The following is a 26,974-nucleotide window of genomic DNA, read 5'->3' as shown; positions in this document are numbered from 1 at the left end:
CGCCGGCAGAAGCGTGGATGAGCCACGGCGCCTTGGCCGCTGAGCCGGCGCTGAAGTCGCTTGCCGACATGCCAGCCAACGACAAGCCCAACAGCCCTGCCGGCCTGTACAACGCCATGATTCATCCATTGATTCCTTACGCCATCAAAGGCGCTGTCTGGTATCAGGGTGAATCGAATGCCGGCCGTGCCTTCGAATATCGCACTCTGTTTCCCACGATGATCAAGGATTGGCGCGCCCAATGGGGCGAGGGCGATTTCCCGTTCTTGCTCGTGCAGCTGGCCCCCTTTATGAAGATCGATTTCGAGCCCAAGGATTGCGCGTGGGCCGAGTTGCGTGACGCGCAATTATTCTCCACGCAGTCGCTCCCCAGCGTAGGCATGGCTGTGATCACGGATGTCGGTCAGGACATCGACATTCATCCGAAATGGAAGGCACCGGTCGGCGCACGACTGGCCTTGGCCGCGCGGGCACTGGCCTATGGCGAGAAGGTTCCCTACTCGGGCCCTGAGTATTACCAGCAGCAGATCGACGGCAACCGCGTGTTGCTCAGCTTCAAGCACACCGATGGCGGGCTGGTTTCTCAGGGCGGCGGCGCCCTCTCCGGCTTCACAATCGCGGGCGAGGACCGCAAGTTCGTGAACGCCAACGCCGAGATTCAGGGAGACAAGGTCGTCGTGTGGAGTTCTGCGGTCAAGAATCCGATAGGCGTCCGCTTCGGCTGGGCCAACTTTCCACTGGTGAATCTGTGGAATGGCGCCGGCCTGCCGGCCTCGCCTTTCCGGACCGACGATTTCCCGCCGTCGACAAAGCCCAAATAGTTGGTCGTGAGCGAGGGGGGCAGGGCTAGGATTTTGCGGCGCTGATCGGCGCACCAAACGTTCTGCGCGCGGCGGCTCTTACCGGGGTCATATGGTAAAGCGCCACGCGCATTTCCTGCCAGCCGGATTGCCAGAAACGGCGGAAGCCATAGCCGGCCGCGCGAAATACACGCGCGTGCTTGCGCCACACAACCAGGCAGGCTATGCCGAACAGTGCCCGATGCGCCAGGTGCTGCATGACGACGAGTGGTCGCGGCCGCGCGGCCCTGAGCAGCGCCAATCGCTCTGACTGAAAACGGACGTGCTCGATTTCGTCGCGCAGAATCTGCGTGCAAATCGTCTGCAAGATGGGCGAGTGCGTCGCTTGCCCGAGCGCATCGTAGTAGACCTTGGCGATGATCTCGGCCGTCAGCAGCACGGACACACAGATCTCTAGCCCTGCGCGCTTGCGCAGCCAGCGGAATGCCGTGTCGGCCCAGGTGGCCTCGGCCAGCGGGACCTGGGCCAGTTCCAGAAAACGCGCCAGCTCGCGGGCGTGCCGTTGCTCTTCTCCGATCAATAGGCGCACGGCTTCGACGTACTCGCTATCTCCCGAGCGCGCGGCGTAGCCCTTGGCCGCGCGAACGAAATGACGCCCCTCGGCGCTTTCGCCCAATTGGAACTCACGCACGCTGTCGGCAATCGTTTCGCACTCGATCGTAGTGATGCCTGCGTCTGGCCCCCACGGAATCTCCAAGAGCTGCGTTGCATTGCGGCGAAAGTAACGGCACCACTGATGCGACCGCCAAGGGCGGCGCGTGCCGTCCACGTTCAGGGAAGTTGACGATAGGACTGCTTGCTTTCGCGGCGCACTCATGATGCTCACCTGCCTGGGGGTTTCTCGACGCGGAGGGAACGTGTAACGGAAAGCAACGTCTCAGCCGACGTCCTGCATGATGGCAACGGCCACACTATCGGGCGCGGCTGGCAGTCCGCCGAAGCGGCGCTCGCGCTTTTCGAAGTCGGCCAGTGCCGCGGTCAGATCCGCGGCATTGAAGTCCGGCCACATTCGGTCGGTGAAGTACAGTTCGGCAAACGCACTTTCCCAGAGCAAGAAATCGCTCAATCGCCGCTCGCCCCCGGTGCGAATCACCAGGTCAACTTCGGGCACGGGTTGTAGAGCGTCTGGCCCCGTCGCCAGGATTCGCGAAAAGTCTTGAACGGAAACTTCGCTGCCGTAGTTGCCACGGTTATTGAAGGCCAGACGTCGCGCGGCCGCCAGGATGGTTTCGCGCGACGAGTAATCGATCGCCAACCGCAAGTGCAGCAGCGTGCCGTGCCGGGTGAGATGCTCGGCGGCCTCGATCGTGGTGCGCAAGCTGGGGGGTAAGCGATCGCGGCGGCCCAACAAAGATAATCGCACGCCTTTCTGGCAACACAATTCGGTCTCGTTGACAAGATATTCGTGGAAAAGTCGCATCAAGGCGGCGACCTCGGTCGCGGGCCGCTGCCAATTGGCGGACGAAAAGGCGTACAGCGTGAGCACGCCGATGCCCAGGTCTGGCGCCACCTCGACCACGCGCCGCACGGCTTCTCCGCCGGCCGCGTGCCCCATCGCCCGTGGTTGACCGCGCCGTGTGGCCCAGCGGCCGTTGCCGTCCATGATGATGGCGACGTGGCGAGTAGATTGGCGTTGACAATGTCTTTGCATTGCAAAGTCTCCTGGTAAAAAAAGAGGCGTCGGCCTCTGTTACATGGCAACCCAACCTGCCGGTAGCGACGCGTTGGCACTCTTCCGCTCGGCCGAGGTTTGTGCATCGCGGACGACGCGTTCCAACTCGCCCAGGTACTTAAGAAATCGTTCGCGTCCGGCCCGGCTCAGGCGGCACAACGTCTGGGGGCGTTTGTTCTCGTAGCCCTTCCACAGTTCCACCAGTCCTGCCTCGTGCAGGACGTCCAAATGGCGGCTCAAGTTTCCGTCGGTCAGTTCGCACAGTCGCTTGAGCTCGCCGAATAGCAGCCCCTCGGGACGCGTCACCAGCGAGGTCATGATGCCCAGCCGGGCCTTTTCGTGCAGGACGCGTTCCAGCCCTTGGTAGGCAAATCGTCCCGGCGGAATCGGCGCGGCCGCGGACTTGGCCGATGAGGATCCTTTTGACGGTTCCGAAGGTTTAGCCATTTTCCGAGCGCTCCACATTCCAAAACAAAACCAGCGCTGCGGCCAGCTGGCCGGTGCCAAAAATACCAGCCACGATCCAGCCGAAACGCCCCGGATTGGTCGGCGGAGTGGCCAGCCAGACCAGGCCCGCGGCGAGATACCAGAGTGCGACCCAACCGCTGGCGCGCGGCAAGTAAGGCCGCGCCGAAAAGATGGCCAACCCAAAGACCACTGACCACAAGCCGGGAAGCAAAGGTATCAGCGACGCACTCGTCTGGGAAATGCACCACGTCAGACCGACACCGGCGGCCAGTCCAGGCACGAATTGTCCCCACACCTTGCGCGAGCGGCGGCGGGCAAAAACGTCTTCGTGCCTCAGGTAATTCAAGGCCGTCTCCGAGCAGCCGATCAGCCCGCAGACAATCCCCGCTGTAATCCAATAGCGCAGCGCGCGGTCGAAATCCGTCGTCGCCAGCAAGCGCGGCGCGAGCGCCGCGGCGGCAAATCCCGCCAAACCCGATAGGGCCACCGGCAGCGAGCGAAATCCACGGTACACCTCGACCTTGGCGAGCTGGGCGTGAATCTCTGAGATTTGCGACAGTGCCTTGTTGTATTCCACATGCGCCTCTCAAAACCGCCGCCCGAAAACTGTAGGATTCCGCAAATCCGGGTCGGCGACGCCGCTTACTTTACAATGCAAAGTGAACGATGTCAATAAAATAATCGAACTGTATGGGCGCGGCGTTGCCGCGTGGCGAACAGGCGCAGGGCAACTCATTCAACGCGGGCGCGAGCGGCCTGAGTTGCAGCGCAGGAAAGCGTGTCGCCAGGAAGCTATGCCCGCTGGCGGCCCGGCCAACCTTTGCGCCGTGCGACTGCGGCAAGGCACAACGCACCCACGGCCAACAGTGCGCAGGAGCCAGGTTCGGGCACGCCAATTACCTGCACGTCGGTCGTGAACTTGTACGGATACAGCCCGCCACTGGCAAAAGTCAGCTCGACAAAATACGCCGTCCACCCCTGCGCGGGATGAGGCACAACCGCGGTGTAATTGCCATTGCCGAGGTCGGTCAGTGTCACGCTTGTGTAGGCAGCTCCGATGGTTTCCAAACGAAAATCGCGCGCGTTGAGGTCCGTGGCTTGCCACAACTTGACCTCGAGCGGCATGGTTAACGAGTGGACGTGCAGTGTGCCGCCGGCGTCGACCGACCAGCTGAACTGCGGCAGCGGCTTGTTGTGCAAGATAGCGTCATAAAAAGCCTGGATGCTTTGCCCTGCGTCAGAGTTATCCAGCGAGTGGTCCGTATTGGGCACGTAGCGCAGATACTTGGTGCCTGGCAAGGCGCCAAAATAGAACTGCGACGAGTCGGGAGCAAAGAATTGATCGCCGGTCGAGTTGACGATGAACTTGGGCATGGTGAAGCGGTCGACATAGGAGTAGGGGTCGACGATCTGCATCAGGTTGGCCATTTGCGGCGTGCCGAACCAATTGGGGATGCCGGCACTTACATAATCCTGAATGGCGGGCGGCCAATAGCCGTAGGCGTTGTAAGCATGCTCGAACGCTTTCTGGACATTCAAGGTGTCGGCGACCGCGGGGATAATTGCCGCCACGCGTGGGTCGACAGCCGCGGTGAGCCAGGTCGTCCAACCGCGTTTCGATCCGCCAGAGACCACGAAGTCGTTGATGTTCCACCCGCCGGCAGGAGAAGATTCGAACGCTTGGGCGGCGTCCATGGCACGGACCGCCGCCAAGGTCATCGGCAATTGGGCGGGCCATTGTTCGTTGCCGGTCGTCAGATACTGCTGCCAGGTGTAGGCGATAATGCCGTCTTCAGTGCGAGGTTGCTGTCCAGTGAAAGTAAGCGGCTCGTTCGGCACCTCGCCGACGTCAACGACGATCGAGCCGGTCGATTGCGCCAACGCCAACAGGTTGGGATCGACCCCTGGCGGGGATCCGCCATTGCTGCCGCCGTCGATCCACAACAGAGCACGGTTGCTTGTGACGTTCGCTGGCTTGATGATCGTCACATAGTTGTGCCATTCCGGGCGATCCACGTCGGCCGCCGTAAGCCAGGTCTGACTGGTCATATCAAGGACATCGGCCGTATAGCCGGGCCCTGATGTCGAACTGACGTCGGTCCACGCGAAGCTGGGGTCGGGCGCGTGGATGAAGTCATCGAGCGCCGTCGACGGGTCGGCCCAAACTTGCGAGGGCGTCGCCAGGCCGAATGCCAGCGACCACAGTACTAGGCATGAGAAGGTTGCGAGGCGTATCATCAAAATTCCCCTGTTTTGTGATTCCCGATGGCATCATGTGGATCATGGCCGTCTGACTGTTTAGGTGACCGACCTTGCGGCTGTGCAGCGCCGCGATGGCAGGCGATTCGTTTCCGCGCGGTCGTTCGACCGAGGCGAAGTTTGCACCCCGACCTGCTGGAAAGTGCTAGGCCGAAGTGGCGCGGCGCCCAACGTAGACTAGGAATTCGCCCGGCTGATCGAGCGGCTTGGCCGCGCCTTGTACACCGCTTATCCACGCGACGTTGCCGGCGCTAATTGCGATTGTGGGATCGCGTTTGCCGGCGACGGCCATACGCGGCATTTCAAGAACTGGCAGGCGCGGCGCGAAGCTCGGCACGCCGAACGAACACCCGAGGGCGAGGACTACAGCAGCGACTCCTTCTTTTCCAGCGAAACTGAGCTCGGCCGCCGCGAATGACATCGTGGCGGCGTGCCCCTGGCGGAGCGAAAAGAATGAAGTGCTACCAGTAGCGTCCTGCAGGGTGAAACAAAGATCAGAGGACTTTATTTACGCAAATCTGGCCGGTGGGTCAACGGAAATCCTGTCGGAATTGTTATGCGAGTCGGCCTACGGCCAGCTCTTACGCGGGATGTCACGAACAGACCGAGCAATTACCCCTGGCAGCGAGTCCGAATTCGCCGGTCGATGGCACACTTGCGGCGGCGGGGCACCTACGCCATGACGATTTCGCGGGGGTCGAGTTCCAGCAGCTGTTCGCGGTCGCCGCCGCCGCGCCACACGATCGTTGCATATTCGGCCACCGCCGCGATCCAGCGCTCGCCCAAGCGCACGCGGTCTTGCCAGGGACAGAGCACGACCAGTCGTTTGGCACCGATCGGTCGCCCCGGCGCGAGCGAGTAAAACTGATCCAGGTACGAAGTCTGTCGATAGCAGACGCGCCGCAGCATTTCGAGGAAACGAGGTGTAATATTTCGCGCGTCGCCCGTGGGCTCGAGGATGATTTGCAACGTCGAATGCGGATTATCAGTCAACAACTGCTCGAGGATCTTTGCGGCACGCGCCGCGGATTGATCGAAGTTTGCGGCGCGAAGCCACAGCGAGAAGGCTTGCGCGCGGGACGTCGCCGGGGGCAAAGCTTCTTCGGGCGAGTGATACCGATTGCCAACATCACCGTGCGACGCTCCTTCCAAGTCGACCCGCCACACGGGGATCGACGCGGTTCGCTCGTCGAAGTCGAGTACCGGGTCCGGCAAGGAATCGAACTCGGTGCCGAAGCGCTCTTGAGCTTCGCGCATCAGGTCGACCATTTCGGCAAGTGCCAGTGTTGGCGTCTCTAGCACGTAGTAGGGAGGGCGCGCCTGGAAACGCAGGCCCAGCGCCGCGGCTTCCTGGCGAAAGGCTGTGCCAGGCAGAACCGATAACTGAAACACTTGCACGTTGCGGCAGAACTCGGTGTCGAGAAAGTAATCGATGCCGCGGCGAATCGAGTCGGCCGTATCGCCTGGTAGGCCAATGATCAGGTCGACCTTGACGCGGATGCCGGCGGCCAGCATCGCCCGCGCGCCGCGCTCGAAGGCCCGTAAATTGTTGGGCCGATCCATCAGGGCTTGCGCTTGAGGGTCGACCGATTGAAGGCCAATTTCAACTTCCTCGAAATTGGCCTGACGCAGCAAGCGGGCCAACTCGGGTGTAATGCCCTCGCCGCGCAGCTCGCCGAAGTAGGTGAACTGCTGCTGCGGATTTTCATCGGCCAGGAACTGTACGAAGTCGGCGAAATCGCGCCGCTGGTTCAACGTCGGGTCGAGAATCACGACCTCGCGGGCACCACGTTCGCGGGCATGCGCAAGATTGGCTGCGACTTTCTCGCGCGAAGCAAAATAAAGCGCATCGTAGCTCTTCGGGTAGTAGCAGAACTTGCATTTGAAGATACAACCACGGATCGTTTCCAAGAGCAGCACATGCTCGTCGGCGGCGTCCAAGATGCCGGCCGTATAAGGCGAGCTGACTGTGTCGAGATTCGCAAGCGGCGTGCGGAACTTTGGCAATACCGGATCCGCAAGCGGCAGTCCCACCGCCGTCGCACTGTTAAGAGATGGCGCGACGTAAAGACCGTCGATCGACCCGGGCGCGACTGCCGACCCCTGCGAAGCGACTGCTAGTAGCTCGGCGAAGGTCTGCTCCCCTTCGCCGATCGCGGCGAAGTCTAGGGCCGGCTGCCCCAACACCCAGGCGTTGTCGGCCGTGATCTCGGGACCGCCAAGCAGGATTTTCACCTCGGGCAAACGCTGTTTGAGCCGGGCGGCGATCCACAGCGAGCGCTCGATATTCCACAGGTAACAGGTAAAGCCGACCAGCCACGGGCGGCGTGCGACGATCTCTTCGACCAGGCCCTGGTCTGAAAGCGTGTTCGCAAGTGCCGGCGGCAAGATTTCGATGGCAAAATGCAATTCCCATCCGCGCAGCCGTGCCAACAGTTGCATATAACCGGCCGCCAGCGGCACATTGCCACGCACCGGAACCGGTCCGACGGGCGGAATCGGCAGTTGCACGAAGACAACGCGCGGGCGAGTGGTCGTCATCCGATCAATCGTACGGGCGAGGGGCGATTGCCGCTAGATTGCCCATCGCTTTTGCCGGACAGGCGGGTTTGATCTGATTCCGCTGCGCGCCGACCGTCAGGGATCGCTGCGCAACACGGCCATGCCGGGACGTATTGACACCTGGTAGCTGGCCAGTCGCTTCGCGGTTTGCCCCTTGCGATTCTTCAAGAGCAGATTCACGCGGACTCCTTGGAAAGGGCGAATCTCCTGCTCGGGATCGACAAGCTGATACTCGGTCAGCCGCCAGCCGCCGATGTAGTCTTCGTCGGCGAAACGAATCGGAGGTTTGCGGCGGGCAAGCTCGGCGGCACGCCCCTGTTTCCAGGCATCCAGCGCCGCTAAAAGCGCTGTGCGAGCACTCGACGAGTCGTACGACAGGTCGTCGATCGAGGGACGCTCTGACGACCAACAGCCGGCAGAGCCCAGGCAGAGGAGCAGCGCGAACAGCATGGCCGGCTTCATCGTGCGATTCCGTTAATGTCAGTTCGCAGTCGGAGTTTCGCCACCGGCGACCGTGCCCAGCGCCCGCCAGACAATACCGCTGGTCGAGTTGCTGACGAATCGCGCCGAGCCGTCCCCCATCATCGAGTTGACACCACCCGGATGGTAGCTGCGTGAGGTGACGGCGGCGAACGTGGGACCGCCGATGCGCTCGCGCTCGCCGTCAATGTCGATGTCGGGATAAAGAAAGCCAGGACCACCTGGCGTGACCTTGTTGGGCGGCCAGGCCGTGGTGAAGCCGATGTGATGCACGGTAACCTCGGGCCATTGCGAGTGCGCATTCGTGAACACGCTACAGCCCGTTCCCATGTACTCTGGAACGATAGTGAGCGGATCCGCGTCTGGCGGCGGAATGACGTTGGGATCCGTGATATTGGCGAGCCTTCCGCAATCGCGGATGTACGGCTGATTGTTCTTTACTTCGGACATTAGCAGGGTGTTGCTCGTGCCGTCGGTAAAGTCGGCCCAACGACGGCTGAGGTTCACGCCGATCGCCGAGCGGGTCGGCGGGCCGCCGTTTTGCCCATTATTGAAGCCCAGCCAAACGTACCAATCCCCCATCGAGAATCCATAGGTATTGCCGGTGACATTCAGGAACGTGCTATTTTGAATCGAGTCTTGACTGGGATCTGAAGGGCACAAAAGCACAGGCAGTACGGCATTGTTGCTGGCTAAAAACGTATCCGTATTCGTATACAGTTGTTGCGTGTCTACTAAGCCATAGACATTTCCTTGCTCAAAGTATGGCAAGATACGCGTGAATGGGCCCAAGATGCTGGTATTGATCGTAACGCCATCGGCGGCTTTCCAGATGATGGCGCTGGGGGGGAGCCCTTGCATCGAAGATTCATAACCATAGAGGGCCAGGCCCAACTGGCGAAGATTGTTCGAGCATTGGGCGCGGCGGGCTGCCTCGCGCGCCATTTGCACGGCCGGCAGCAACAGGCCGATCAAAACCGCGATAATGGCGATCACGACCAACAACTCGACCAGTGTAAATCCGCGCCGCTTCATAACCTGCTCCCTGTTATTGTTCGGACGAGTCTAGCCCGCATCACAATGCACGGGCGATACTCTTAACGGGCAGCACAGCCGGCTGGTAGCGCTGTCGACGGGCACCACTATACCACGGCCGTGGCGATTCCGCGGCCTCTTACTGCGCCGCGGCCGTCACGGTTGCTTTCACATGCCGCGGATATTCCCAGCGGCCGACGTGATCACGTACCCAATCGTAGTAAAAACGCACGCCCCGGTCAGTCGGGCCGGTGCCGTAGCCCCCCATTTCCGGATGAGGAGCGGTGCCGCTGGAATTCGTGATGCCTTGGATGAACCCGGCATGAAACAGCATCACCGCGTTTGGGTTATCGAGATACCGCTGGCATTCGTTGAGCGTGTATTCTAGATTCGATTTGGTGAAAATACCGTCGTGCTGAAAGTTGTCCTGCCGCAAGGTTTCCACGTTCACGATGAATCCCGAGGAAGGAATCGCCATCTTCTTTTGAATTATCCGGACGTCCATGCCGGGATAAGAGTCGGGCGTGCCGGAATCGATGTCAGGACAGATGCCAACTTCGATATCCGGCGCAATGTCTTTGAACCACTTGGTAAGCTTCATCTTCTTCTTTTCGCCGTCTGGCTCGCGCAGTAGGGCGTGATCCATACGCTCGCCATGGCTGAACTCGTGCACGATGTCGACAAAGACGTTCTTCAGCTTTCTTTCCTTGAGAAAGCGGGCGGCATTTTCGATTCCGTTTTGAATCGCCGCTTCGTCGTAGAAGTCTTGATCCTTGCGCGGCGAGATCAACCCAACCATGACGACCATGCCGCGTTTGTCCGCTTCACGAATCAGCCGTTCCATGCGGGCCGCAACGGCCGGTTTGATCTTGCCGTCGCGGGTGAAGCCGTTCAAGCCCGCCTCGGAATTGGGCCAGCCGCCATTGGCGCCTTGAATGTACACGCCGATCATATTGATCCCGTGCGCATTCATATTGTCGAAGTTGCGAATGTGCCGTTCGGTCACGGCCTCGCTGAATTGGGCGTTGCCGCAGCGCAGCCCCCACAGATCGATCGGCTGGCCGCCGAGGTAAGGCCGGTCGTTCCTGATTTCGAACTCGCGGGTCGCAACCGGTTCCTCAGCCGCGTGCGCCACCAGACTGGCGGCCATGATCTGCGCTGCTACTCCGACCAGCAGTGTTACCCCGGCAAATAGGCGCAATTGCCCCATCGCTACTCTCCTCTGAATGTCTTGTGCTTCGTCCGGTTGACTATTCAACGAGTCCTGAAAGTTTTACGCTGCCAAGGCGTGCGCGGCAAGCAAAATCTGCACCAAGACCGTACTCATCAATCCACGGGTTCAAAAGCCCACGCGACATTCTGCACAGACTGGTTGCATGCGGACGAGCCGTGCGGCTCGATCTTGAAAATGCATCACTGCCGCCGGCGATAAATCAGTAGCGCGACGCCTGCCGCCCCGGCAAGAACGATCGTGGCGGGTTCTGGGACGGTTTGAGCGTTGCCGCCGTCGGTGGTCTGCAGCCAGTGGGTCGCCATCAGATTGATATCCAGGCCATTGACGACGCCGTCGTTATTCGCGTCCCCTTGGATGCCAGTTCCCGTTTGCAACCAATGGCTGGCGACGGCGTTGATATCCAGTCCGTTGACGACGCCATCGTTGTTCACGTCCCCTTTGATGTTGGTGATGGCTGCCAGTTGCATACTGCCCAGGGCAAAGAATCCCGGAGTATTCATGCCGAAATCACCGGCATCGGATGACGACAAATTGAAATACAGGTGCGTCGCGTCACTGAGAGCAGAAAGATTTACCGATTGCCAGGTCGTCACGATGTAGTCGAGGCTCTTATTAGCAAACTGGTAGTCGGCAAGATAGAAATCCACCGAGTTGGTGAGGGCGTGCCCCGCGCTATCCGTGCCATAGACGCTCAGCTTGAAGTAATCGGGATCGTTCCCCGTGGGGCCGCCAAATTTCTTGGCAAAGCTGTCGCCATTCAGCATCGACAGCGCCGCGTAGGTCGAATTCGTCACGTCAATATTTTGAATCTCATATCCCGTGGGCAACGTGATCGTCGGCAATTGTTCTAGCTGCGCGGGATCGGCGGGATTGAAATCGAACGGCTGTGCCTGATTCGCTGTTTGATCCAGGTAACCGAAGGCGACCGCATAGTTATTCGAACCAGGAACGCCCCCGCCCGTAATTGCGCTGTACTGGTTTGTATATCCTGGCGTTGTCGTATCCGTGGTATCCGAATACGCAAATCCGCTCCAGCTGCCGAATGTCTCGTCATAGGTATTGCCGAATTGCGCACCCCCACTGGTGAACGTGCCAACATCTTGCGGGCCGTACGGACCATCGACTGTGCTCGCATTCGGCAGCGGACCGCTGACGTACGAATGAGGCGCTAGCGAAAGGTCGTTAAAGTTGACGGTCTCGGCACTTGCCGGAGTTGAGACGATTGCCAGGATCAAGAGCAGGCAGGTTCGCATAAATCACTCCGTTGAAAAGGCTATTTTGAGCGCGGGCGTGGCGGCAATTACCCCTCCGCGGTCCGCGCGAAGGGGCGATTGCCGCTTGATAAGAGGCCGGGGAGCAATGGCGCTAATGGCCAATTCCGCGCGTGGACAAGGTTCAGACGCGCCGGTGTGACCGCGTTATCTTCAGAGCACCCACGGCCACGAGCGCGGTCAGACCGAGGAACAATCCCGAGGGTTCTGGCACGACGTTGATCGCGCCCACTGCGTTCAAATCAAATCCACTTGATGTGAACGGCGTGGGGAAGGGGTCGTTGATCAGATTCCCAAGCGAGTCCTTCGTTCCATACTGCGGGTCGATGGAACCGACGACGTCGGTGATGCGGACCGCGGTAATATCGTTGACATTCAGCAGGGGAGAAACGTTGGCAAGTTCGCTCAGATCGAAGCCCGTCCCATAACCGGCAATGTATTTACCGGCCAAATCATAAAGATTCGATGCATCGAGCAAGCCAGATCCGCCGACTTGCGTCGTGGTTTGCGTATCTGACACGTCCGGAAAGGTAAAGAAGTTAGTACCATCGGAGGAAACCGCGACGGTTGCAAGCTCAAGAAACGCCTGGCTCGCGCCGCCGGAAAGAAACCCGTTCTCGAAGACAGCCAAATCCGGTCCAGGACCGTTCTTGATTGGCATATTGAAACCGACGGTGATGGAACCACCGTCACCGAGCGAAACAACGCGGGACGCATTTCCCACCGGCGAGCCGAGTGCGTTGGACGCGGTCCCTACAGACGCCAGACCGAGGCTTGGGTTCGCGATGTCCTCGGGCCCGCGATTAAGAGAGGCGACCGACGAGGCCCATTCCGTGAATAACGGGCTAGCGGCAGGGATGCCCAGCGCGCCCGGCTGTCCGACCTGCGGATCGAATGGGCCGGCGTGTGCCAAGCTGGCGGAAGCAGCCAGCAGTACAGCCGTCAGGCAGCGTATCACGGTTTTCTGTGATACCAAGACGCAATAGGCGTAACGGAAACTCAGGGGACATTGCATTTGCTTTTCCTTGCTCTAGTGGAACGAAACGTTAACGGAGTTGCTTCACAAAACAGAAAGTCAGGGGACCTTCAGAGCGCACGCACGACGGAATCGTGCTAGAGACGCGAAAGTGTTTACGGAGCAGCGCCGCAAAGATCGCAGGCACCGAGATCCGTGCGACCTGGATGTGGCCCAGCGAAATGGCGCCGTAATCTCGACGAGCATGGATGCTCGTCGTGGCGCACGAGGAATATGCATGGAATCAGCGCATTCTCAGCGAGCGCATGAACAAGCCCGCACCGCGTGCTGTGCCGAGAAACGAGTCAAGAGCTCGTTTAACGACAAAACGGACGCGCAGCAGCGAACTTGTCGCCGTACGATCGTTGGTTAAGCGTTTTGCTAAGCGAAGCCTGAGCACCGCTTAGCTGCAATCTGGCACCCGTCCCTCGCGGGCAACCGTCATCCTGCATTGGTAGGTCTTCTGACTCTGAGCATAGGTCGACCCGCCTTCTCGTCGCTTCCCGAGGGAAACGCCAATGGCTTAAGAGTGGGTCGCCCGTGACGCTCATTACAGCGGCGGGGCCGTTCCGGATTTACACCGGATTCCCTGTTTTTGTCGGCTCTTCGATAAAAAGAGGCCGACCACCAAGGCAACGCGGATCAATATAGCGACACGTGCAACTCGGTCAAGTCGCCGAGTAAGAATTACGAGTGCGCGGGATGTCACGATGGTCAACAGCGTCATACTGTCACGTGACTGAAAAGGCCCGCGCCGGGAGTGCTATCGCGGCTTGGCAATTCCCAACTTCTTCAATCGTGAGGCAAGGGTCGTGGGTCGCATACCGAGCAATTCGGCGGCGCCGCGCGGACCGTAGATTTTACCATTGGTCGTCGTCAATGCGTCCTGGATGCTCTCTTTCTCCAGGTGCAGCAATTGTTCCCGTGTGACAACTGCTGAGCTACCAAGTTTCGTACGGTGCGTCGTGCCGGAATTGCCAGGTTTGGGCGGGGTTGATGCCAGCAACGTGTCGAAACGTAAACGTCCTCCGCGATCGCTAATTACGGCGCGCTCAATAACATTCTGCAATTCGCGAACATTCCCGGGCCACGGATAACGCGCGAGTTGGGCCACGGATTGCGTTGAAAGTGTCAACTGGGACCGCCGCATCTGGGCACAGCACCGCTCGAGAAAATGGCGAGCGAGTAGCGGTATATCGTCCACTCTCTCGCGTAACGGCAGGATTTCGATTGGAAACACGCTCAAACGGAAATACAAATCCTGCCGAAAACGGCCAGCGGCGACGTCGGCTTGCAGATTACGATTCGTCGCGGCGATCACGCGCACGTCGACGCAGCGGGTTTCGTCGGCGCCTACGCGTTCAATATGCCCGTCTTGTAGTACGCGCAACAACTTCCCCTGCAATTCCAGCGGGATATCCCCAACTTCGTCGAGAAATAGCGTCCCTCCGTCCGCCAATTGAAAGCGGCCCACGCGGTCACGCAGAGCGCCGGTAAAAGATCCCTTCATGTGGCCGAAGAATTCGCTCTCGAACAATTCGCGGGGCACAGCCGCGCAATTGACTTTCACCAGCGGATGCTCGCGCCGCAGACTCCGCTGGTGAATGGCTCGGGCAATTAATTCTTTGCCGGTGCCGGACTCGCCGAGAATGAGGACGCTCGCGCGGGTCGGGGCAACCAGATCGATTTGTTCCAGGACCTTGGCGAGCGCATCGCTGCTGCCGATGATTTGGCCGAAGGAATGCGTTTGCTCGATCTCTTCACGCAAGTAGCTGTTTTCGGATTGCAGCCGCTGCTGCAACCGCTCAATTTCTTCAAACGCGCGGGCATTGGCAATGGCCACGGCCGCCTGGTCTGCAAACGCCCGGAGCCAATCGAAATCAACTTGGGTGAGGCGAGCGCGGCTGAAGAGGGCCAGAACGCCTAAGATTTTTCCGCGGAAGATGAGTGGATGCCCCGCGAAGCTCTGAATCGCTTCGTCGGAAATCCATTGTTGATCTACGACCCAGCGGCGATCGCCGGCGGCGTGCTCGAGCAGGACAGACTCGCCCGTCGCACCGATGAGCCCAACCTTGCCGGCGCCAAGGAGGACGGTCTGGAACGGGCCATCGAGACGTGACCAGTCGGCATTTTCATCGGCCCTTGGCGTGCCTGCGCTCGCGGCCAGCCGCAAAGACTTGTCCGCGATCTCGCCGGCATCGAACTGTGGCGCGGCCTCGGACCGATAAGCCGGGGTGAGCAACCAAATTCGGGTCAAAGCGACACGCGGCTGCGCTGCTAATTCCGCGACCATGCGTTGCAGCACGGCCTTCAGGTCGCGTTCCTGGGCAACCGAGGTGGCAATGGCTTGCAATGACGCCGCGTTCATCGAAATCCTCAGCGTTATAACGCCGCAAATGGCGACGAAAATTCGTGGTAAAGCACGAAGAAGCGTTATAGCGCAGCTTTTCGTGATTCTCAAGGGGTCTACCCTATCGCGATCGAGCCGGAAATGCGGGCTCTCACGACTGGAATGCATTCCGGCACTTGAATTGCAATTCGCTGCGCCTGATCGCCGTCGATTCCCTTCCTCCAACAACGGAACACGCCTGATGATACGCACGACCTCAACTGTTGCTCAGTCGATCGGACTACTCTCACTATTGGCTTCGCCGCTTTTGGCCCAAGTCAACACGGTCGATTGGGATAGCCTGCCCGACACCTCAATGAAAAGTTTTGAGGCGGTGGACTCAGCTGGTGTTGGGACTTACCCAGCCGACGGATACCCGATCAAGATGATTGGCGTTCTGTTGAACAATCCAGCAGACATGCTGGACACTACGCCGAACGCGAATGAGATTCCCTTTAACCTGGGCGGTCAGTGGCAAGTCTTTGTGCAAACAACGCTGCCTGGCGATTCAGGCGGCGTGGCACTCTACATGGGGCAGAACTATGGAAACATCCCGCCCGCGCTAACGTTTACTCCCGCACCAACGCCGGACCCCACACAGAGCTTCAGCAATGCAGCGTGGCAGGCTGAAGTGAATCGCGTCGATGTCGACCAGGCCACGGGGCATGTTTTTCAGGCCGGTGACCTCGTCGAGATCGACGCTCAGGGAGGACTTTTTTTTGGTGGCAAGACCAACGTCAACGATGAACATTCGACGAGCCCCACACTCGATTTTCAGATGCGACTCATTACGCCGGCCTACGGATTGCCGGCGCCGATTCCGCTGACGTTGAGCAGCATTTGGGACAATGCGACAAATGCCGTGCTGTTTGATCCAACCCAACAGTCGGGGGGCGAACACTACCAAGGTGATCTGGTTAATCTTGGCGACGTCCATTTGGCGCCCAATCAGTCCGCAAACTGGGTCGCCAACGGTTTTGTCACGATACAAGATGCGGCCGGACGTCAGCTAGTTCTTGAGCTTGGCACGAATTCTCAGTTTACGCCTGCCAATGCGCCGACCGGTTGGTTCAACGCTACTGGGATCTTCGACCAAGAGTCCCCCTCGAGTGGCCCGTATACCGGCAATTACGAACTTTTTGTCACCAAACCCACCGATGTGCAGACGCTCGTGCTACCGGTAGGGGACGCGACGGGTGATGGCATTGTCAACGGTCTGGATATCAATGCCATCAGCGGCCATTGGTTGCAGACCGGCAGCTCGATCATCGGCGACGTCAATAATGACGGGATCGTCAATGGGCTCGATATCAATATCGTCGCCGGCCATTGGTTGCAAACGTCAGGCGGAGGTAGCGCGACGACGGTGCCTGAGCCAGCAACATTCGTCTTGGTGACGGCGGGCATTGCAGCCGCCTTCTTGGCACGCAGACGGGGGCGATGCCATGACTCTCGCGGCGCGTAATTTGCCATAAAAAGGGTCCGACCAATCCTCAGATGCCCTACCGGCGGAGACATTATGCGTGTTGAGCGCGGGCTGACCCTGGTCGAGGTGCTCGTTGTAATAGCGATTGTCGGGCTGCTCGTTGCGCTGTTATTGCCCGCGGTTCAGGCGGCGCGCGAATCCGCGCGCGGGTCGAGTTGCGCAAACAATCTCAAGCAGCTAGGCTTGGCGATCGCCGCGTATCATGACGCCTACGGGTCTTTTCCGCCGGGCAATGTCACCAAAACGGCGGGGATTTGCTATGGCGATGGGCAGTCCGGCGGAACGGGATGGCCTTCCGACGACGGCGCCAATTGGTGCCTTTCGATCCTCAACTTCCTCGAACAGGACGGTTTGTTTTCGGCGTATGATTTCGACGACTTCAACGAAGCGAGCCAGAACCGTGCCGTTCGTGAAGCCATCGTTCCGACGTACGTTTGTCCCTCGGATATTGGCACCGATGAGTTGAGCGTGCCGGCTTCCGGACCAGCATGCGCCGGCGCGCTGAACTTGAGCTATCGGCCGGGCTCTTATCGCGCCGTGAGTGGCGCCAGCGACGGGATTAGCTTTCTCGATTCGGCGCAACTGGGCACCTACGTACGGACCAATCGAGGCGCCATTCATACGATCGGCGTCCTTAAATACACGACGGAGAATTATCGTGACGTGACGGATGGCCTGTCGAATACGCTGCTGGTCGGCGAATATGCCAAGAGCACAAACGTGTCATTTCGCACGTTCTGGGCTTACGCCTATGCTCATTACAGTCTGTCGGCAGTCACTCCGCAGTCGCGAATCATGTCGGGCGACTACGACCTTTGCTCCGCCATCGCTGACACTGGCGGTTCGATGCCATGTCGACGCGGCTGGGGCAGCTTTCATCTCGGCGGAGTTAATTTTCTGCTTTGCGACGGATCGGTGAGGTTGATTGCGCCCCAAGTCAATATGCAATTGCTGGCTGCTATGGCGACCATCGCCGGCGGAGAATTGTCTGCTACTCCCTGACGCACTGACGCGTGTTTCGGCATCACGAGAAGTTGAGACTTGCCTGACGCTTCTGCACGGGGACGTCGCCACGCGACTTGTCGCATTCTTGTGGCTGTCCAATTCCCGTCCGAACCTTGCCCCTCACCGGGTGCTCTGGTCTAGCGGGGCTTGCCTGCCTAGGATCAAGCACCGTCCATGAGCGGCGACCGGCAGGGTTGGGACCACGCTGAGGACGGGAAGCTGATGACTGCGATCTGAGGACAGGGAATTGATGGTAGAAATGCTGGCTCCCGCCGCCCGCGGCGATGCGGATCCCTGGGAATCATGACCGATCCGACATCCAATGCCGACGGCCCTCTGGCGATCGAGCGTGACCCGTACGCGGCGCTGCGCGAGCGCGACTTCAGACTGTTTCTGTCCGGCAACTTTCTGTGGGTGCTGGGCTTCAAGATGCAGTCCGTAGCGGTCGGCTACGAGATCTTTAAACGGACCGAATGGCCGCTTGCGTTGGGCTTGATCGGCCTGGTGCAGATCGTGCCCGTATTGGCGCTGGCGTTGATCGCTGGCCATGTGGCAGATCGCTACGACCGACGGCTGATAATTTTGACGAGTCTGGCTTGCACGGCGCTGGCCTCGCTGGGATTAGCATTTGTCTCGCTGCGCGGCTCCGAAGTGTGGGCCATCTATTTGTTGGTCATGATTACCGGCGTCGCCCGGGGATTCTCGCAGCCGGCGCGGGCGGCGTTTCTGCCACAGATCGTCTCGCGCGATCGATTTCCCAATGCCATCACTTGGAGCACCGGAGCTTTTCAATTGGCATTTGTCATGGGGCCGGCGCTTGGGGGGCTAACGATCGCGGCCTTTGCCAAGCTGGCCGAGCGTACGGGCGCGACCAATATCAGCGACGCAGGCCCCGCGGCCGTGTACCTGTGCTACGCGGTGTTGGCAGCCGTGTTCTTTGGCATGCTTTCGACCATTCGTTCGCGGCCCGTCACACCCACCAGCGAGGGGCTGACGGCGCAATCGTTGGCCGCCGGGGCAAAATTCGTCTGGTCGCAAAAGGTGATGCTAGGCGCCCTGTCGCTCGATCTGTTTGCGGTATTGCTAGGGGGGGCGGCCGCGCTATTGCCCATTTATGCGTCGGACAAAATGTTGAACGTCGGTCCGATCGGTCTCGGTTGGATGGAAGCAGCGCCGGCGTTGGGCGCCGTGCTGATGACGATCGTGATGGCGCACCGGCCGCCGATGGAGCGCGCTGGCAGCACGATGCTATGGTCGGTAGCGGGGTTCGGTGTGGCCACGATCGTGTTCGGCGTCTCTAAATGGTTTCCCTTGTCGCTGGCCATGCTGTTTGTCGCCGGGGCGCTCGACACGATCAGCGTCGTGATTCGCCATACGCTCGTGCAGCTTTTAACGCCTGATGCCATGCGTGGCCGCGTGTCGGCCATCAACGGCATGTTCATCGGCGCCTCGAACGAGTTGGGCGCGTTCGAGTCCGGCGCCGTGGCCGATCTCGCAGCCAGGCTAAGTGGCGACATGGCCTTCGGCGCGGCGTTTTCTGTAGTGAGCGGAGGTATCGGCACGGTGTTGGTCGTTTCCTTGTTGTACGTTTTCGCTCCCACGCTGCGTCGCTATGGTCGACTGGTTGGCCCGACGCCCGCAGAAGAACAGACCGCGGTGCAAGAGCCGACGGCCGCCGGTTGAGTCGACAAAGTGTCGCCGGCGCGCATAAAGGTCACACCATCGGCGGGGCCAGGTGTCCCTTTTCTGCTCTCATTTTTGATTTCGACAATTGCCTGGCAACCAGCCGTTGCGTGCGTGGTGATGGTCGGATATACCACGGGCGCCGCTCACCGAATATCTGTCTCTTGCTCACGAGGACCTAACAATGACCACACCGCTGAAGGCGATTCCCGATGGTTTTCATACGGTGAACATTTACTTGGCATTGCCTGATGCGGCACAAGCTATCGATTTCTACAAGCGCGCGCTGGGAGCCAGCGAGCGCTATCGATTGCCAGGGCCGGGCGGAAAGGGGGTAGGGCATGCCGAGATCGTCATCGGAGACTCGATCGTCATGCTGGCCGATGAATCGGACATGGGGCTGGCCCGCTCGCCCCAAACTCTGAAGGGAAACACGGTCGGCTTTTGCCTGTATGTCGAAGACGCGGACGCGGCGTTCGAGCGCGCGGTGCAGGCCGGCGCGACGGTCAAACGTCCCTTGCAGGATCAGTTCTACGGCGATCGCAGCGGTACGGTCACCGATCCGTGGGGCTACCACTGGACCGTGATGAGCCACGTCGAAGATGTGTCGCCCGAAGAAATGATGACGCGACTAGAAGCCCTGTACGCGCAAGCGCCGCCAAAGTAACCGGTAAGGCGTGTCGATCGACACCCGTATTGCGGGCGCATTTCGCAAATCTCGCAGCATAGAGCGCGTTGAGAATGAGCGCGCTGCAATGGCCTTACCGAGTTCCGTCGAGACAACTTTGTCTTTTTTATTATCTGCGTAATCAGCGCGTTCTGCGGATCAAGTTCTCCGCATCAGGCGGCGCGTCGCGTAACACGCGCTGCTCGGCAATAGGCCTCGACACCAGAAGCGTGTGCGGAACAGCGCGAGGGTCGGGCGGCCGTTCCAGCGGGATCGCTTTGGCGCGCTTCAACCCATCAGTTGCCAGATGACCACGCCGATACCCAAGGCGATGCACCAGTAGGCGAACGGATCGAGCAAGCCCTCGCGGAGCAGTCGCAGCAAGAGCCGCAACGAAACGAGGCCAACGGCGAACGAGATGACGGCCCCCAAGATCAGCACGCCCGCAGAGGGCAAGTTGTCGGTCCCTTTGGTGACGAGTTTGATGATGCCCAGCACGCCGGCCCCCGAGATGGCAGGTATCGCCAGCAAGAACGAGAACGTGGCGGCCGCCTCGCGCCGCAGTCCGGCAGCCAATCCGCCGGCAATCGTGGTGCCGCTGCGCGAGATGCCGGGCAGCGGTGCAAAGGCCTGGCAGCAACCGATAAAAATGGCCTGCCGATAGGTCAAGGTTTCATACGATTCTTCGCCGGGCTTTTTGCGATCGATGAACAACAGGATCAGTCCATTCAGCGGCAGCAGCAATCCGGTGAGTAACGGATTGATCATGTAATCTTCCAGGTACTTGTCCAGCAACAGTCCGACAATGGCGGCCGGAATCGTACCGACGATGAGCAGGCCGATCACGCGCCGATTGTTTGTCAGCAGACCCAGGACATGTCGCCAATAGACGATCAAGATCGCCGCCAGCGTCCCCAGGTGCAGAATGATCGTGACGACAATGTTCTGTTCAGTGAGGGGCACGGTCGAGAAGGCCTCGACCAGTTTGTCAGCCACGACCAGGTGACCGTCTGAACTGATGGGCAAAAACTCGGTGATGCCTTGCACCACGCCGAGAATGATAATGCGCAAGTATTCCATGTGCCTGGCCTGCTAATGACAGTTGAATGGACGACAAGTTGGTAAGGCTACCGCGTACTACCTCGGCGGCGAATCATTCAGGTCGCCTGGCAAGGCCGCGGCGAGCGGTCGTCAAATATAGCTCACGTGACGGATTATGATGGACGTATAGCCAAGTCATCACGGCGGACGGTGCATTTTTGCATCATGGCTAGCCGGCTTGTAAACCCACGTCGTCCAAGTACATCGGTCATAACCGAGTACGACAACAGCTGACCGGGCGCTTGCGATGTGCGAGACACGAGCAGCCTACAGTCAGGACTGCCGGGGTCGTTTTCGTTTGGTTTTGGCGCCACGGATCACTAAACTCGTCGAAGCGTGGCAGCGATGCCCCGGTGACATCTTGTAATCGGAGATCGAAATAATGCGCCCGACCCCTAAGTTTGCGGTTTGTATGGTGGCGATCAGCGTGGGAGTGCTGTTCGTATGTTGCAATTGCGTCTCGTCACAGGAAGCGGAGAAGATCAACCCCAATATCAAGAACCTTCAAGAGAAGCGGTTGGAAGTCTTAGGACTGGTGTGCGATGTCGCAAGGAAGCTCTATCAAAATGCGCGTATAGAGTATACGGACGTTCTCTCCGCCGACCGCGAGCTATTTGCCGCGCGGCTCGAATACGCCACCACGCCAGAGGAGCGAATAAGGGCGTGTGACGCCGCGATAGATAATGCTCGCCAATCGCAGGCGATAGCCAAGGCACATCAAGAGGGCGCGCGAGGTACGCCTGTTGCTGTGCTGCGCGCCCAGGCCTTCGAGTTGGAAGCTCAAATTGCGCGGGAGAAGGCAGAGGTCGGCAAGTAACACCGGCCGATTTGAAATGATCGGATCAAAGATCAAAGACACAACGGCCCGAGGCGACCCGGTATCGTTCGTCTAAGTCGCTGGAATCGGTGTGCCGGTCAGCGGTACAATAGGTCGCATGTCTACTGACAGTAGGACCGGCCGCCGCTGGTATCAGTTTTCATTGGGGACGATGCTTGGTGTGGGAACGGTGATTGCACTGTGGCTCGCGTGGGAGCTGAGCTATGTCAGGCAGCGCCGCGCAGCAATCGACGAAGTCGCCGGCCTTGGAGGCGGGGTTTGGCTTGCCGAAGACGTTGCGGATTACGTGGCATTCCCACCGTCGATTCCCATTTGGCGAAGGCTGATGGGCGACATATCCGTAGCGCAATTGATTTTGCCTATCGATTATCTTGGTCGCACCGAAAACAATGAACGGGTCACTGCTTTATTTCCAGAGACAATTCGACCCGAAAGGCCACCTTTCGAGGTAATGGGCAAGCTCTCTGCCGAGGAGGTTCGCGAAATCTGGCGCGTAGTCAAGGATTACTGCAAGAAGAACAACATTAGCGAGGAAATGCTCGGAATCGAGGAAGCCAAGAATGGCGACGTGGAAGTTGAACTAGGTGAAGTGCGTGGTCCGTTGGATGGTGGCGGGACCTATCTGATACTGCAAAGAAAGAAGGGAGCGTGGGTAGTAGTAAATCAAGGCCGTTGGGTGTCGCGCGCTGTAGAGCGCACCTATAGTCGATAGTCCTGTCTATCGGTGCGTTCCGGCCGCGTACAATGGACGCGTAATTCCGACCCGCAAACACAGCGACCCCAGGTAACCGTAGTCCGGTGACCTGGGGTCGTCTCCGATCAACTGCCTAGCTTCTAGGCGACGTTCCTGAACGTCTCGCGTGCATTGCTGCCTATCCGGTCAATTGCAGCCGCCTCAGCTACGTTGACCAACACAGTCATGTCATCAATCTGCCGTTGCTGGCAATGCATCACGGCGCAAAGCATGATGACCACGCCAGCCGGCAGCCACGTTTTAGGATTGCGTCGTTCCTCTTGCCTGCGGATCGTGCGCGGGCGGACTGAGAGGGTCGTGGCCAGCAGCGCGGTTAACAGGCCCTACGAACGTTCCCTTGCTCGCAACTTGTCAAGGGCTCGGCGATCTTTGTTGTTCATGGGGGACAGAGCGTTAGCCGGTTGTGGATCTGGGAGAATCCGCGACCATGCTGCCTGGTGCTGGCACGCGCAGTTGCGGTTGAAGAGCTGTGCCGATTTGCCATAATGCGTGTGGCACGTTCAGGAACGTGACAATTCGGGCAGCAGTTGCCCCATCAGCAGCTAAACCACCAGTAGTGGCGCCGACGGCAGTTGTGCCGACGGCCGTGGACCCAGCTGAAGTGAACCCGGCAGTAGAGCAGCGGAGGAGTGCGGATGTTCAAGAATCTGAGCCCCCAGGCCTTGGCCATATCGGGGCGTCAGAGTGAATTGATCGAGCTGGCGTTGTCGTTTGGATTTCGCGGTCTCGATCTCGACTTTGTAGAGTTTGCCGATCAAGTCAAATCGCACGGCCTGGCCCACGCGAAGCGGTTGCTCGATAGCGCCAAGTTGCAGATCGGCGGCTTTACGTTGCCCACGCGTTGGCAGGCGGACGAGACCACGTTCCGCGAGGACATGGCACTGTTGCCCACCTGGGCGCCGGGGGCTGCCGAAGGGGGATTTCGCCGTGCGCTAACCTGGATCGAACCAGCCAGTGACGAGGCCCCTTTCCATCAAAATTTCGAAACGGGCCGCAAACGACTCACCGAGTTGGCCAAAGCTCTCGAGGTTCACGGCATTCGCCTGGGCGTAGGGTTTACGGCTGCGGCCGAGGCGCGCGTGGGGAAGGCTTTCGAGTTCATTCATTCGCTCGACGCGCTGCTCATGCTATTGATGGGCGTGCCGGCAAAAAATGTCGGCATGATTGTCGATTTGTGGGACTTGCACGTCACGGGAGGCGCGCTCGACGCCGTGCGCAAGTTGGGGGGCGAACGGTTGGTGGCCGTGCGTCTCGCCGATGCGCCGTCAGACGTTGCGCCGGCCGATCTCAAGTCGAATCAGCGCATGCTGCCCGGCGACGGTGGCGCCATCGATTCGGCGGCCGCCTTGGTGACACTTGCGGAAATGGGATTTGACGGACCCGTAACGCCCGCTCCCCATCCCGAGCAACTAAAGGGCATGCGCCGCGAAGCGGCCGTGAAGCGCGTGGGCGAATCGCTCGATCGCGTTTGGAGAGGTGCCGGACTGTCGGTGGCCGGCAAATTGGCGCCTCCGGTGCGGCATTAGTCCAAGTCGGTAGCAGCGGCGTCATCCGATACCCGAGGTGACGCCATTGAGGTTTGGTGCGTGCCGGCTGGCGGCAGCGGGGCTCGCTGGGGCGCGCGGAATGCTCTCGCCCGACGAATGCAACGTAAGGCGGCGCGATGTTTCATTATGATCGCGGCTTGAAGTTGACCAGGGCCGATCTGGCGGTCGACTTTCGCCGGCGGCAGCCGCGCGGTTTTATCTCGCACGCGCATCAAGATCACATGGCTCGGCACGAGCTGGCGCTGTGCACCCCGCAAACGGCGCGGCTTTATCATGCTCGCATGGGGCGACGGCCCGTGGTCGAGATGCCGTATCGCCAGACGCTCGACTGGGGCGGGCTGCGGCTGACGACATATCCGGCCGGGCATTGTCTGGGCTCAGCCATGCTGCTGGCCGACGACGGCGAGCAGACGCTGCTCTATACCGGAGATTTCAAGCTGGCCGAATCGGCCACGGCCGAGCGAGCCGAATTGCCGTCGGCCGATATCCTGGTGATCGAAAGTACTTACGGCACGCCCGAGAATCGCCACATACCGCGGGACGAGGCTGTGGGCCAATTGATCGACCTGGTGCGCGGCGTTCTGGCTCGTGGCATGACCCCGGTCGTCCAGGCCTACACGCTCGGCAAGTCGCAGGAAGTAACGGCGCTGCTGACGGCGGCCGGCATCGGCGTGCTGCAGCATCGAGACATTCACGAGATCAGTCTTGTTTATGTTGCCTGCGGCGTGGATTTGGGGGAATTCGAGCTGTATCGCGGCAAACCGCGCGATGGTTACGCGGTGATCGTGCCGCCGCGCCGCCATAGCCCCGCGGATCTGGGGCGGATACCCGCGCCGGTGACGTTCGCCGTGACCGGCTGGGCCACGAACTCGGCCCGTCGGCTGGGGGTGGACCACGCCATACCGCTTTCGGACCATGCCGACTACGACGATCTGTTATCGGCCGTGGCCCGCGTGGCGCCGCGCGTTGTGTATTGCACGCACGGGCCGGAGAGCTTTGTGGACTGTCTGCGGGACGAGGGGTTTTGCGCTTTCCCGCTGGATGGATCGTATTTGCCGCTGAGATGATACTGAATTCGGTGAAACTCAGCCGACCGCGACTCTACCGCGTCGCTTAAAGTGGGCCGAAGTTCCGACCCGTCCGGAACCGGTCGGTGTTTCATCAAGCAACATCGCATTTCTGATTATCGAGGCACTAGCGGAGCGCCACCATGAATAACCCTTGTTCGTTGTCTGGCCAGGTTGTCCGGGCGTTTTCTTTGTGCTTGGTCCTGTTGCATTCGGGCTGGTCCGCGGTCGCCGCCGAGCCGAAGAAACCGGCGCCGGATGTTGAAAACGCCGCCTATGGACCGCACGAGCGAAACGTGCTTGATCTGTGGAAAGCCAAATCGGACAAGCCCACGCCGCTCGTGGTATTTATTCACGGCGGTGGATTCATCAATGGCGACAAGTCGCAGGTCCGCGGTCGCGCCGTAATCCGGCAATGCCTGGACGCGGGCGTGTCGTTCGCGTCGATCAATTATCGTTTCCGCGAGCATGCCCCGATTCAGGATATTCTGCGCGACGCCGCGCGAGCGATTCAGTACATTCGCAGTCGGGCCACGGATTGGAACATCGATCCGGCGCGGATTGCTTGTTACGGCGGATCAGCCGGCGCGGGGACCAGTCTATGGCTTGCCTTCCACGATGACCTGGCCGACCCACAGTCGAGCGATCCGGTGCTGCGGCAGTCGACACGGCTCGCGGCGGCAGGCTCGTTGAACGGTCAGGTGTCGTACGATCTGCGCGACTGGGCGGCGGTGCTCGGTCCGTCGCCCTTCCAGCGGCCCGAGTCAGAGCGGCTGCAATTCTATAACTTTGCCTCGGCGGCAGAAGCCGGCACAGCCGAGGCGGACAAGATCATGAAAGATTGCAGCATGATTGGGTTGATCTCGGCCGATGACCCGCCGGTAGCCGTGGCCTGCTCGATGCCCAGCGGAGATTATCAGGACCGCGGTCTCTATGTACACCATCCCAAGCATTCGATTGCGCTGGCGGATCGCTGCAAACAGTCCGGCGTCGAGTGCTTGCTGATTCTGAGCGATAAGGAACAAGGGGATCGAGAAGAGCAGGCCGATAAAGTGGTGGCCTTTCTGATCGAAAAGCTCCGCGCGAATTCACGAGCGACACCGGCCGCCGCGAAATAAGCTTGTCGATCGGCGCTGGCGGAGACAGGCAGCTCCGCTTGCCCAACGTGCGGATCGCTTTGAGGCGCCTCTTAACTGAGCGCTACAAAGCGCGGGTTCGTACGCGTGGGCGACAGCATGATCACCGCGCGCTTGCCATCGGTGTAGTAATGGTCGCCGGTGAGATTGTGACGAGGGGCCAAGCTGTCGCAGGCCCCCACTCCGTCGACATATCCGGCGGCTTCGATTCGCTCTGCCTGGAACAGGTCTTCAATCACGTAATCGCGCGACTCGTCCGTGTCGGGATCGATCCGATGCGTGGTGAGGTTCCAGGTCTTATGTGTGAAACGAATGCCGATATCGCGGCTCACCTGCCCGACCCAGACCGGCTTGCCGTCGAACACTAGCGGCGTCAACCACAGGCGCAGATGCAGCCGCTCGTTGATCGACCGGCGCGTGCGCTGCAGCGCCACATCTTGACTGC

25 protein-coding genes and 1 riboswitch are annotated in these 26,974 nt (G+C 59.9%); of the genes, 10 read left to right on the top strand and 15 right to left on the bottom strand.

Annotation, left to right across the window (positions count from 1 at the left end; genetic code table 11):
- Nucleotides 1–821 (top strand): sialate O-acetylesterase (locus tag VGG64_26815; protein HEY1603245.1); only part of this gene is annotated, 821 nt, incomplete at its 5' end.
- A 25-nt stretch (nucleotides 822–846) separates the two neighbouring features.
- On the opposite strand, the gene VGG64_26810 is transcribed toward VGG64_26815, so the two are convergent.
- The 13 genes from VGG64_26810 to VGG64_26750 form a co-directional block, all read right to left on the bottom strand.
- The gene (locus VGG64_26810; GenBank protein HEY1603244.1) at nucleotides 847–1,677 is read right to left on the bottom strand and encodes a ferritin-like domain-containing protein; all 831 of its coding nucleotides are present in this window, start codon (nucleotides 1,675–1,677) and stop codon (nucleotides 847–849) included.
- Nucleotides 1,678–1,737: 60 nt separating this feature from the next.
- Nucleotides 1,738–2,511: a di-trans,poly-cis-decaprenylcistransferase gene (locus VGG64_26805; GenBank protein HEY1603243.1), complete on the bottom strand. Its 774-nt coding sequence runs from the start codon at nucleotides 2,509–2,511 to the stop codon at nucleotides 1,738–1,740.
- A gap of 39 nt (nucleotides 2,512–2,550) precedes the next feature.
- A complete protein-coding gene (locus VGG64_26800) occupies nucleotides 2,551–2,979 on the bottom strand; it encodes a transcriptional regulator (protein ID HEY1603242.1) in 429 nt (142 codons plus the stop codon).
- The gene (locus tag VGG64_26795) at nucleotides 2,972–3,577 is read right to left on the bottom strand and encodes a hypothetical protein (GenBank protein HEY1603241.1); all 606 of its coding nucleotides are present in this window, start codon (nucleotides 3,575–3,577) and stop codon (nucleotides 2,972–2,974) included. The genes VGG64_26800 and VGG64_26795 overlap by 8 nt, the downstream gene beginning before the upstream one ends.
- A gap of 215 nt (nucleotides 3,578–3,792) precedes the next feature.
- A complete protein-coding gene (locus tag VGG64_26790) occupies nucleotides 3,793–5,238 on the bottom strand; it encodes a PhoPQ-activated protein PqaA family protein (protein HEY1603240.1) in 1,446 nt (481 codons plus the stop codon).
- 166 nt (nucleotides 5,239–5,404) lie between these two features.
- Nucleotides 5,405–5,560 (bottom strand): hypothetical protein, encoded by a 156-nt coding sequence (locus VGG64_26785; GenBank protein ID HEY1603239.1) that lies wholly within the window; start codon nucleotides 5,558–5,560, stop codon nucleotides 5,405–5,407.
- A 371-nt stretch (nucleotides 5,561–5,931) separates the two neighbouring features.
- Complete coding sequence (locus tag VGG64_26780; protein ID HEY1603238.1) at nucleotides 5,932–7,800, bottom strand: radical SAM protein; 1,869 nt, start codon at nucleotides 7,798–7,800, stop codon at nucleotides 5,932–5,934.
- Nucleotides 7,801–7,896: 96 nt separating this feature from the next.
- Nucleotides 7,897–8,283 (bottom strand): hypothetical protein, encoded by a 387-nt coding sequence (locus tag VGG64_26775; protein HEY1603237.1) that lies wholly within the window; start codon nucleotides 8,281–8,283, stop codon nucleotides 7,897–7,899.
- A gap of 18 nt (nucleotides 8,284–8,301) precedes the next feature.
- Nucleotides 8,302–9,336: a DUF1559 domain-containing protein gene (locus VGG64_26770; GenBank protein ID HEY1603236.1), complete on the bottom strand. Its 1,035-nt coding sequence runs from the start codon at nucleotides 9,334–9,336 to the stop codon at nucleotides 8,302–8,304.
- A 139-nt stretch (nucleotides 9,337–9,475) separates the two neighbouring features.
- On the bottom strand, nucleotides 9,476–10,546 hold the full coding sequence (locus VGG64_26765; protein ID HEY1603235.1) for a hypothetical protein: 1,071 nt from the start codon (nucleotides 10,544–10,546) through the stop codon (nucleotides 9,476–9,478).
- Nucleotides 10,547–10,749: 203 nt separating this feature from the next.
- Nucleotides 10,750–11,823, bottom strand: coding sequence for a DUF4465 domain-containing protein (locus VGG64_26760; protein HEY1603234.1), 1,074 nt, complete (start codon nucleotides 11,821–11,823; stop codon nucleotides 10,750–10,752).
- Nucleotides 11,824–11,965: 142 nt separating this feature from the next.
- Nucleotides 11,966–12,856, bottom strand: a complete 891-nt coding sequence (locus VGG64_26755) for a hypothetical protein (GenBank protein HEY1603233.1) — start codon at nucleotides 12,854–12,856, stop codon at nucleotides 11,966–11,968.
- Between the two features lie 435 nt (nucleotides 12,857–13,291).
- Nucleotides 13,292–13,503, bottom strand: a riboswitch (cobalamin riboswitch).
- 116 nt (nucleotides 13,504–13,619) lie between these two features.
- Nucleotides 13,620–15,224, bottom strand: coding sequence for a sigma 54-interacting transcriptional regulator (locus VGG64_26750; GenBank protein ID HEY1603232.1), 1,605 nt, complete (start codon nucleotides 15,222–15,224; stop codon nucleotides 13,620–13,622).
- Nucleotides 15,225–15,447: 223 nt separating this feature from the next.
- Here VGG64_26750 and VGG64_26745 point away from each other — a divergent pair, with 223 nt between their 5' ends.
- From VGG64_26745 to VGG64_26730, 4 genes are all read left to right on the top strand, one after another.
- Nucleotides 15,448–16,710 carry a dockerin type I domain-containing protein gene (locus VGG64_26745; protein HEY1603231.1) on the top strand — a complete coding sequence of 421 codons (1,263 nt, stop codon included), beginning with the start codon at nucleotides 15,448–15,450 and terminating at the stop codon, nucleotides 16,708–16,710.
- A 54-nt stretch (nucleotides 16,711–16,764) separates the two neighbouring features.
- Nucleotides 16,765–17,733 carry a DUF1559 domain-containing protein gene (locus VGG64_26740; protein ID HEY1603230.1) on the top strand — a complete coding sequence of 323 codons (969 nt, stop codon included), beginning with the start codon at nucleotides 16,765–16,767 and terminating at the stop codon, nucleotides 17,731–17,733.
- Nucleotides 17,734–18,039: 306 nt separating this feature from the next.
- Entirely contained in the window at nucleotides 18,040–19,419 is a 1,380-nt protein-coding gene (locus VGG64_26735) for an MFS transporter (protein HEY1603229.1), read from the top strand.
- A 184-nt stretch (nucleotides 19,420–19,603) separates the two neighbouring features.
- Nucleotides 19,604–20,086 (top strand): VOC family protein, encoded by a 483-nt coding sequence (locus VGG64_26730; GenBank protein HEY1603228.1) that lies wholly within the window; start codon nucleotides 19,604–19,606, stop codon nucleotides 20,084–20,086.
- Between the two features lie 288 nt (nucleotides 20,087–20,374).
- On the opposite strand, the gene VGG64_26725 is transcribed toward VGG64_26730, so the two are convergent.
- Complete coding sequence (locus VGG64_26725; GenBank protein ID HEY1603227.1) at nucleotides 20,375–21,166, bottom strand: undecaprenyl-diphosphate phosphatase; 792 nt, start codon at nucleotides 21,164–21,166, stop codon at nucleotides 20,375–20,377.
- A gap of 403 nt (nucleotides 21,167–21,569) precedes the next feature.
- Between VGG64_26725 and VGG64_26720 the strand changes: the two genes are divergently transcribed.
- The 5 genes from VGG64_26720 (at nucleotide 21,570) to VGG64_26700 (ending at nucleotide 26,511) form a co-directional block, all read left to right on the top strand.
- Nucleotides 21,570–22,004, top strand: a complete 435-nt coding sequence (locus VGG64_26720; GenBank protein HEY1603226.1) for a hypothetical protein — start codon at nucleotides 21,570–21,572, stop codon at nucleotides 22,002–22,004.
- Nucleotides 22,005–22,185: 181 nt separating this feature from the next.
- The gene (locus VGG64_26715; protein ID HEY1603225.1) at nucleotides 22,186–22,737 is read left to right on the top strand and encodes a hypothetical protein; all 552 of its coding nucleotides are present in this window, start codon (nucleotides 22,186–22,188) and stop codon (nucleotides 22,735–22,737) included.
- 677 nt (nucleotides 22,738–23,414) lie between these two features.
- On the top strand, nucleotides 23,415–24,305 hold the full coding sequence (locus tag VGG64_26710; GenBank protein ID HEY1603224.1) for a sugar phosphate isomerase/epimerase: 891 nt from the start codon (nucleotides 23,415–23,417) through the stop codon (nucleotides 24,303–24,305).
- Nucleotides 24,306–24,442: 137 nt separating this feature from the next.
- Nucleotides 24,443–25,393, top strand: coding sequence for an MBL fold metallo-hydrolase RNA specificity domain-containing protein (locus VGG64_26705; protein HEY1603223.1), 951 nt, complete (start codon nucleotides 24,443–24,445; stop codon nucleotides 25,391–25,393).
- 143 nt (nucleotides 25,394–25,536) lie between these two features.
- Nucleotides 25,537–26,511, top strand: a complete 975-nt coding sequence (locus VGG64_26700) for an alpha/beta hydrolase (protein HEY1603222.1) — start codon at nucleotides 25,537–25,539, stop codon at nucleotides 26,509–26,511.
- A gap of 71 nt (nucleotides 26,512–26,582) precedes the next feature.
- Here the strand turns inward: VGG64_26700 and VGG64_26695 are convergent.
- Nucleotides 26,583–26,974, bottom strand: a 392-nt coding sequence (locus tag VGG64_26695) for an LssY C-terminal domain-containing protein (GenBank protein ID HEY1603221.1), incomplete at its 5' end; no start/stop codon positions are given.

The sequence above is a fragment of the Pirellulales bacterium genome (assembly GCA_036490175.1).
Taxonomy (GTDB): domain Bacteria; phylum Planctomycetota; class Planctomycetia; order Pirellulales; family JACPPG01; genus JACPPG01.
Note: the sequence above shows the minus strand (reverse complement) of the source record. Positions and strands in the feature narration are given on the sequence as shown.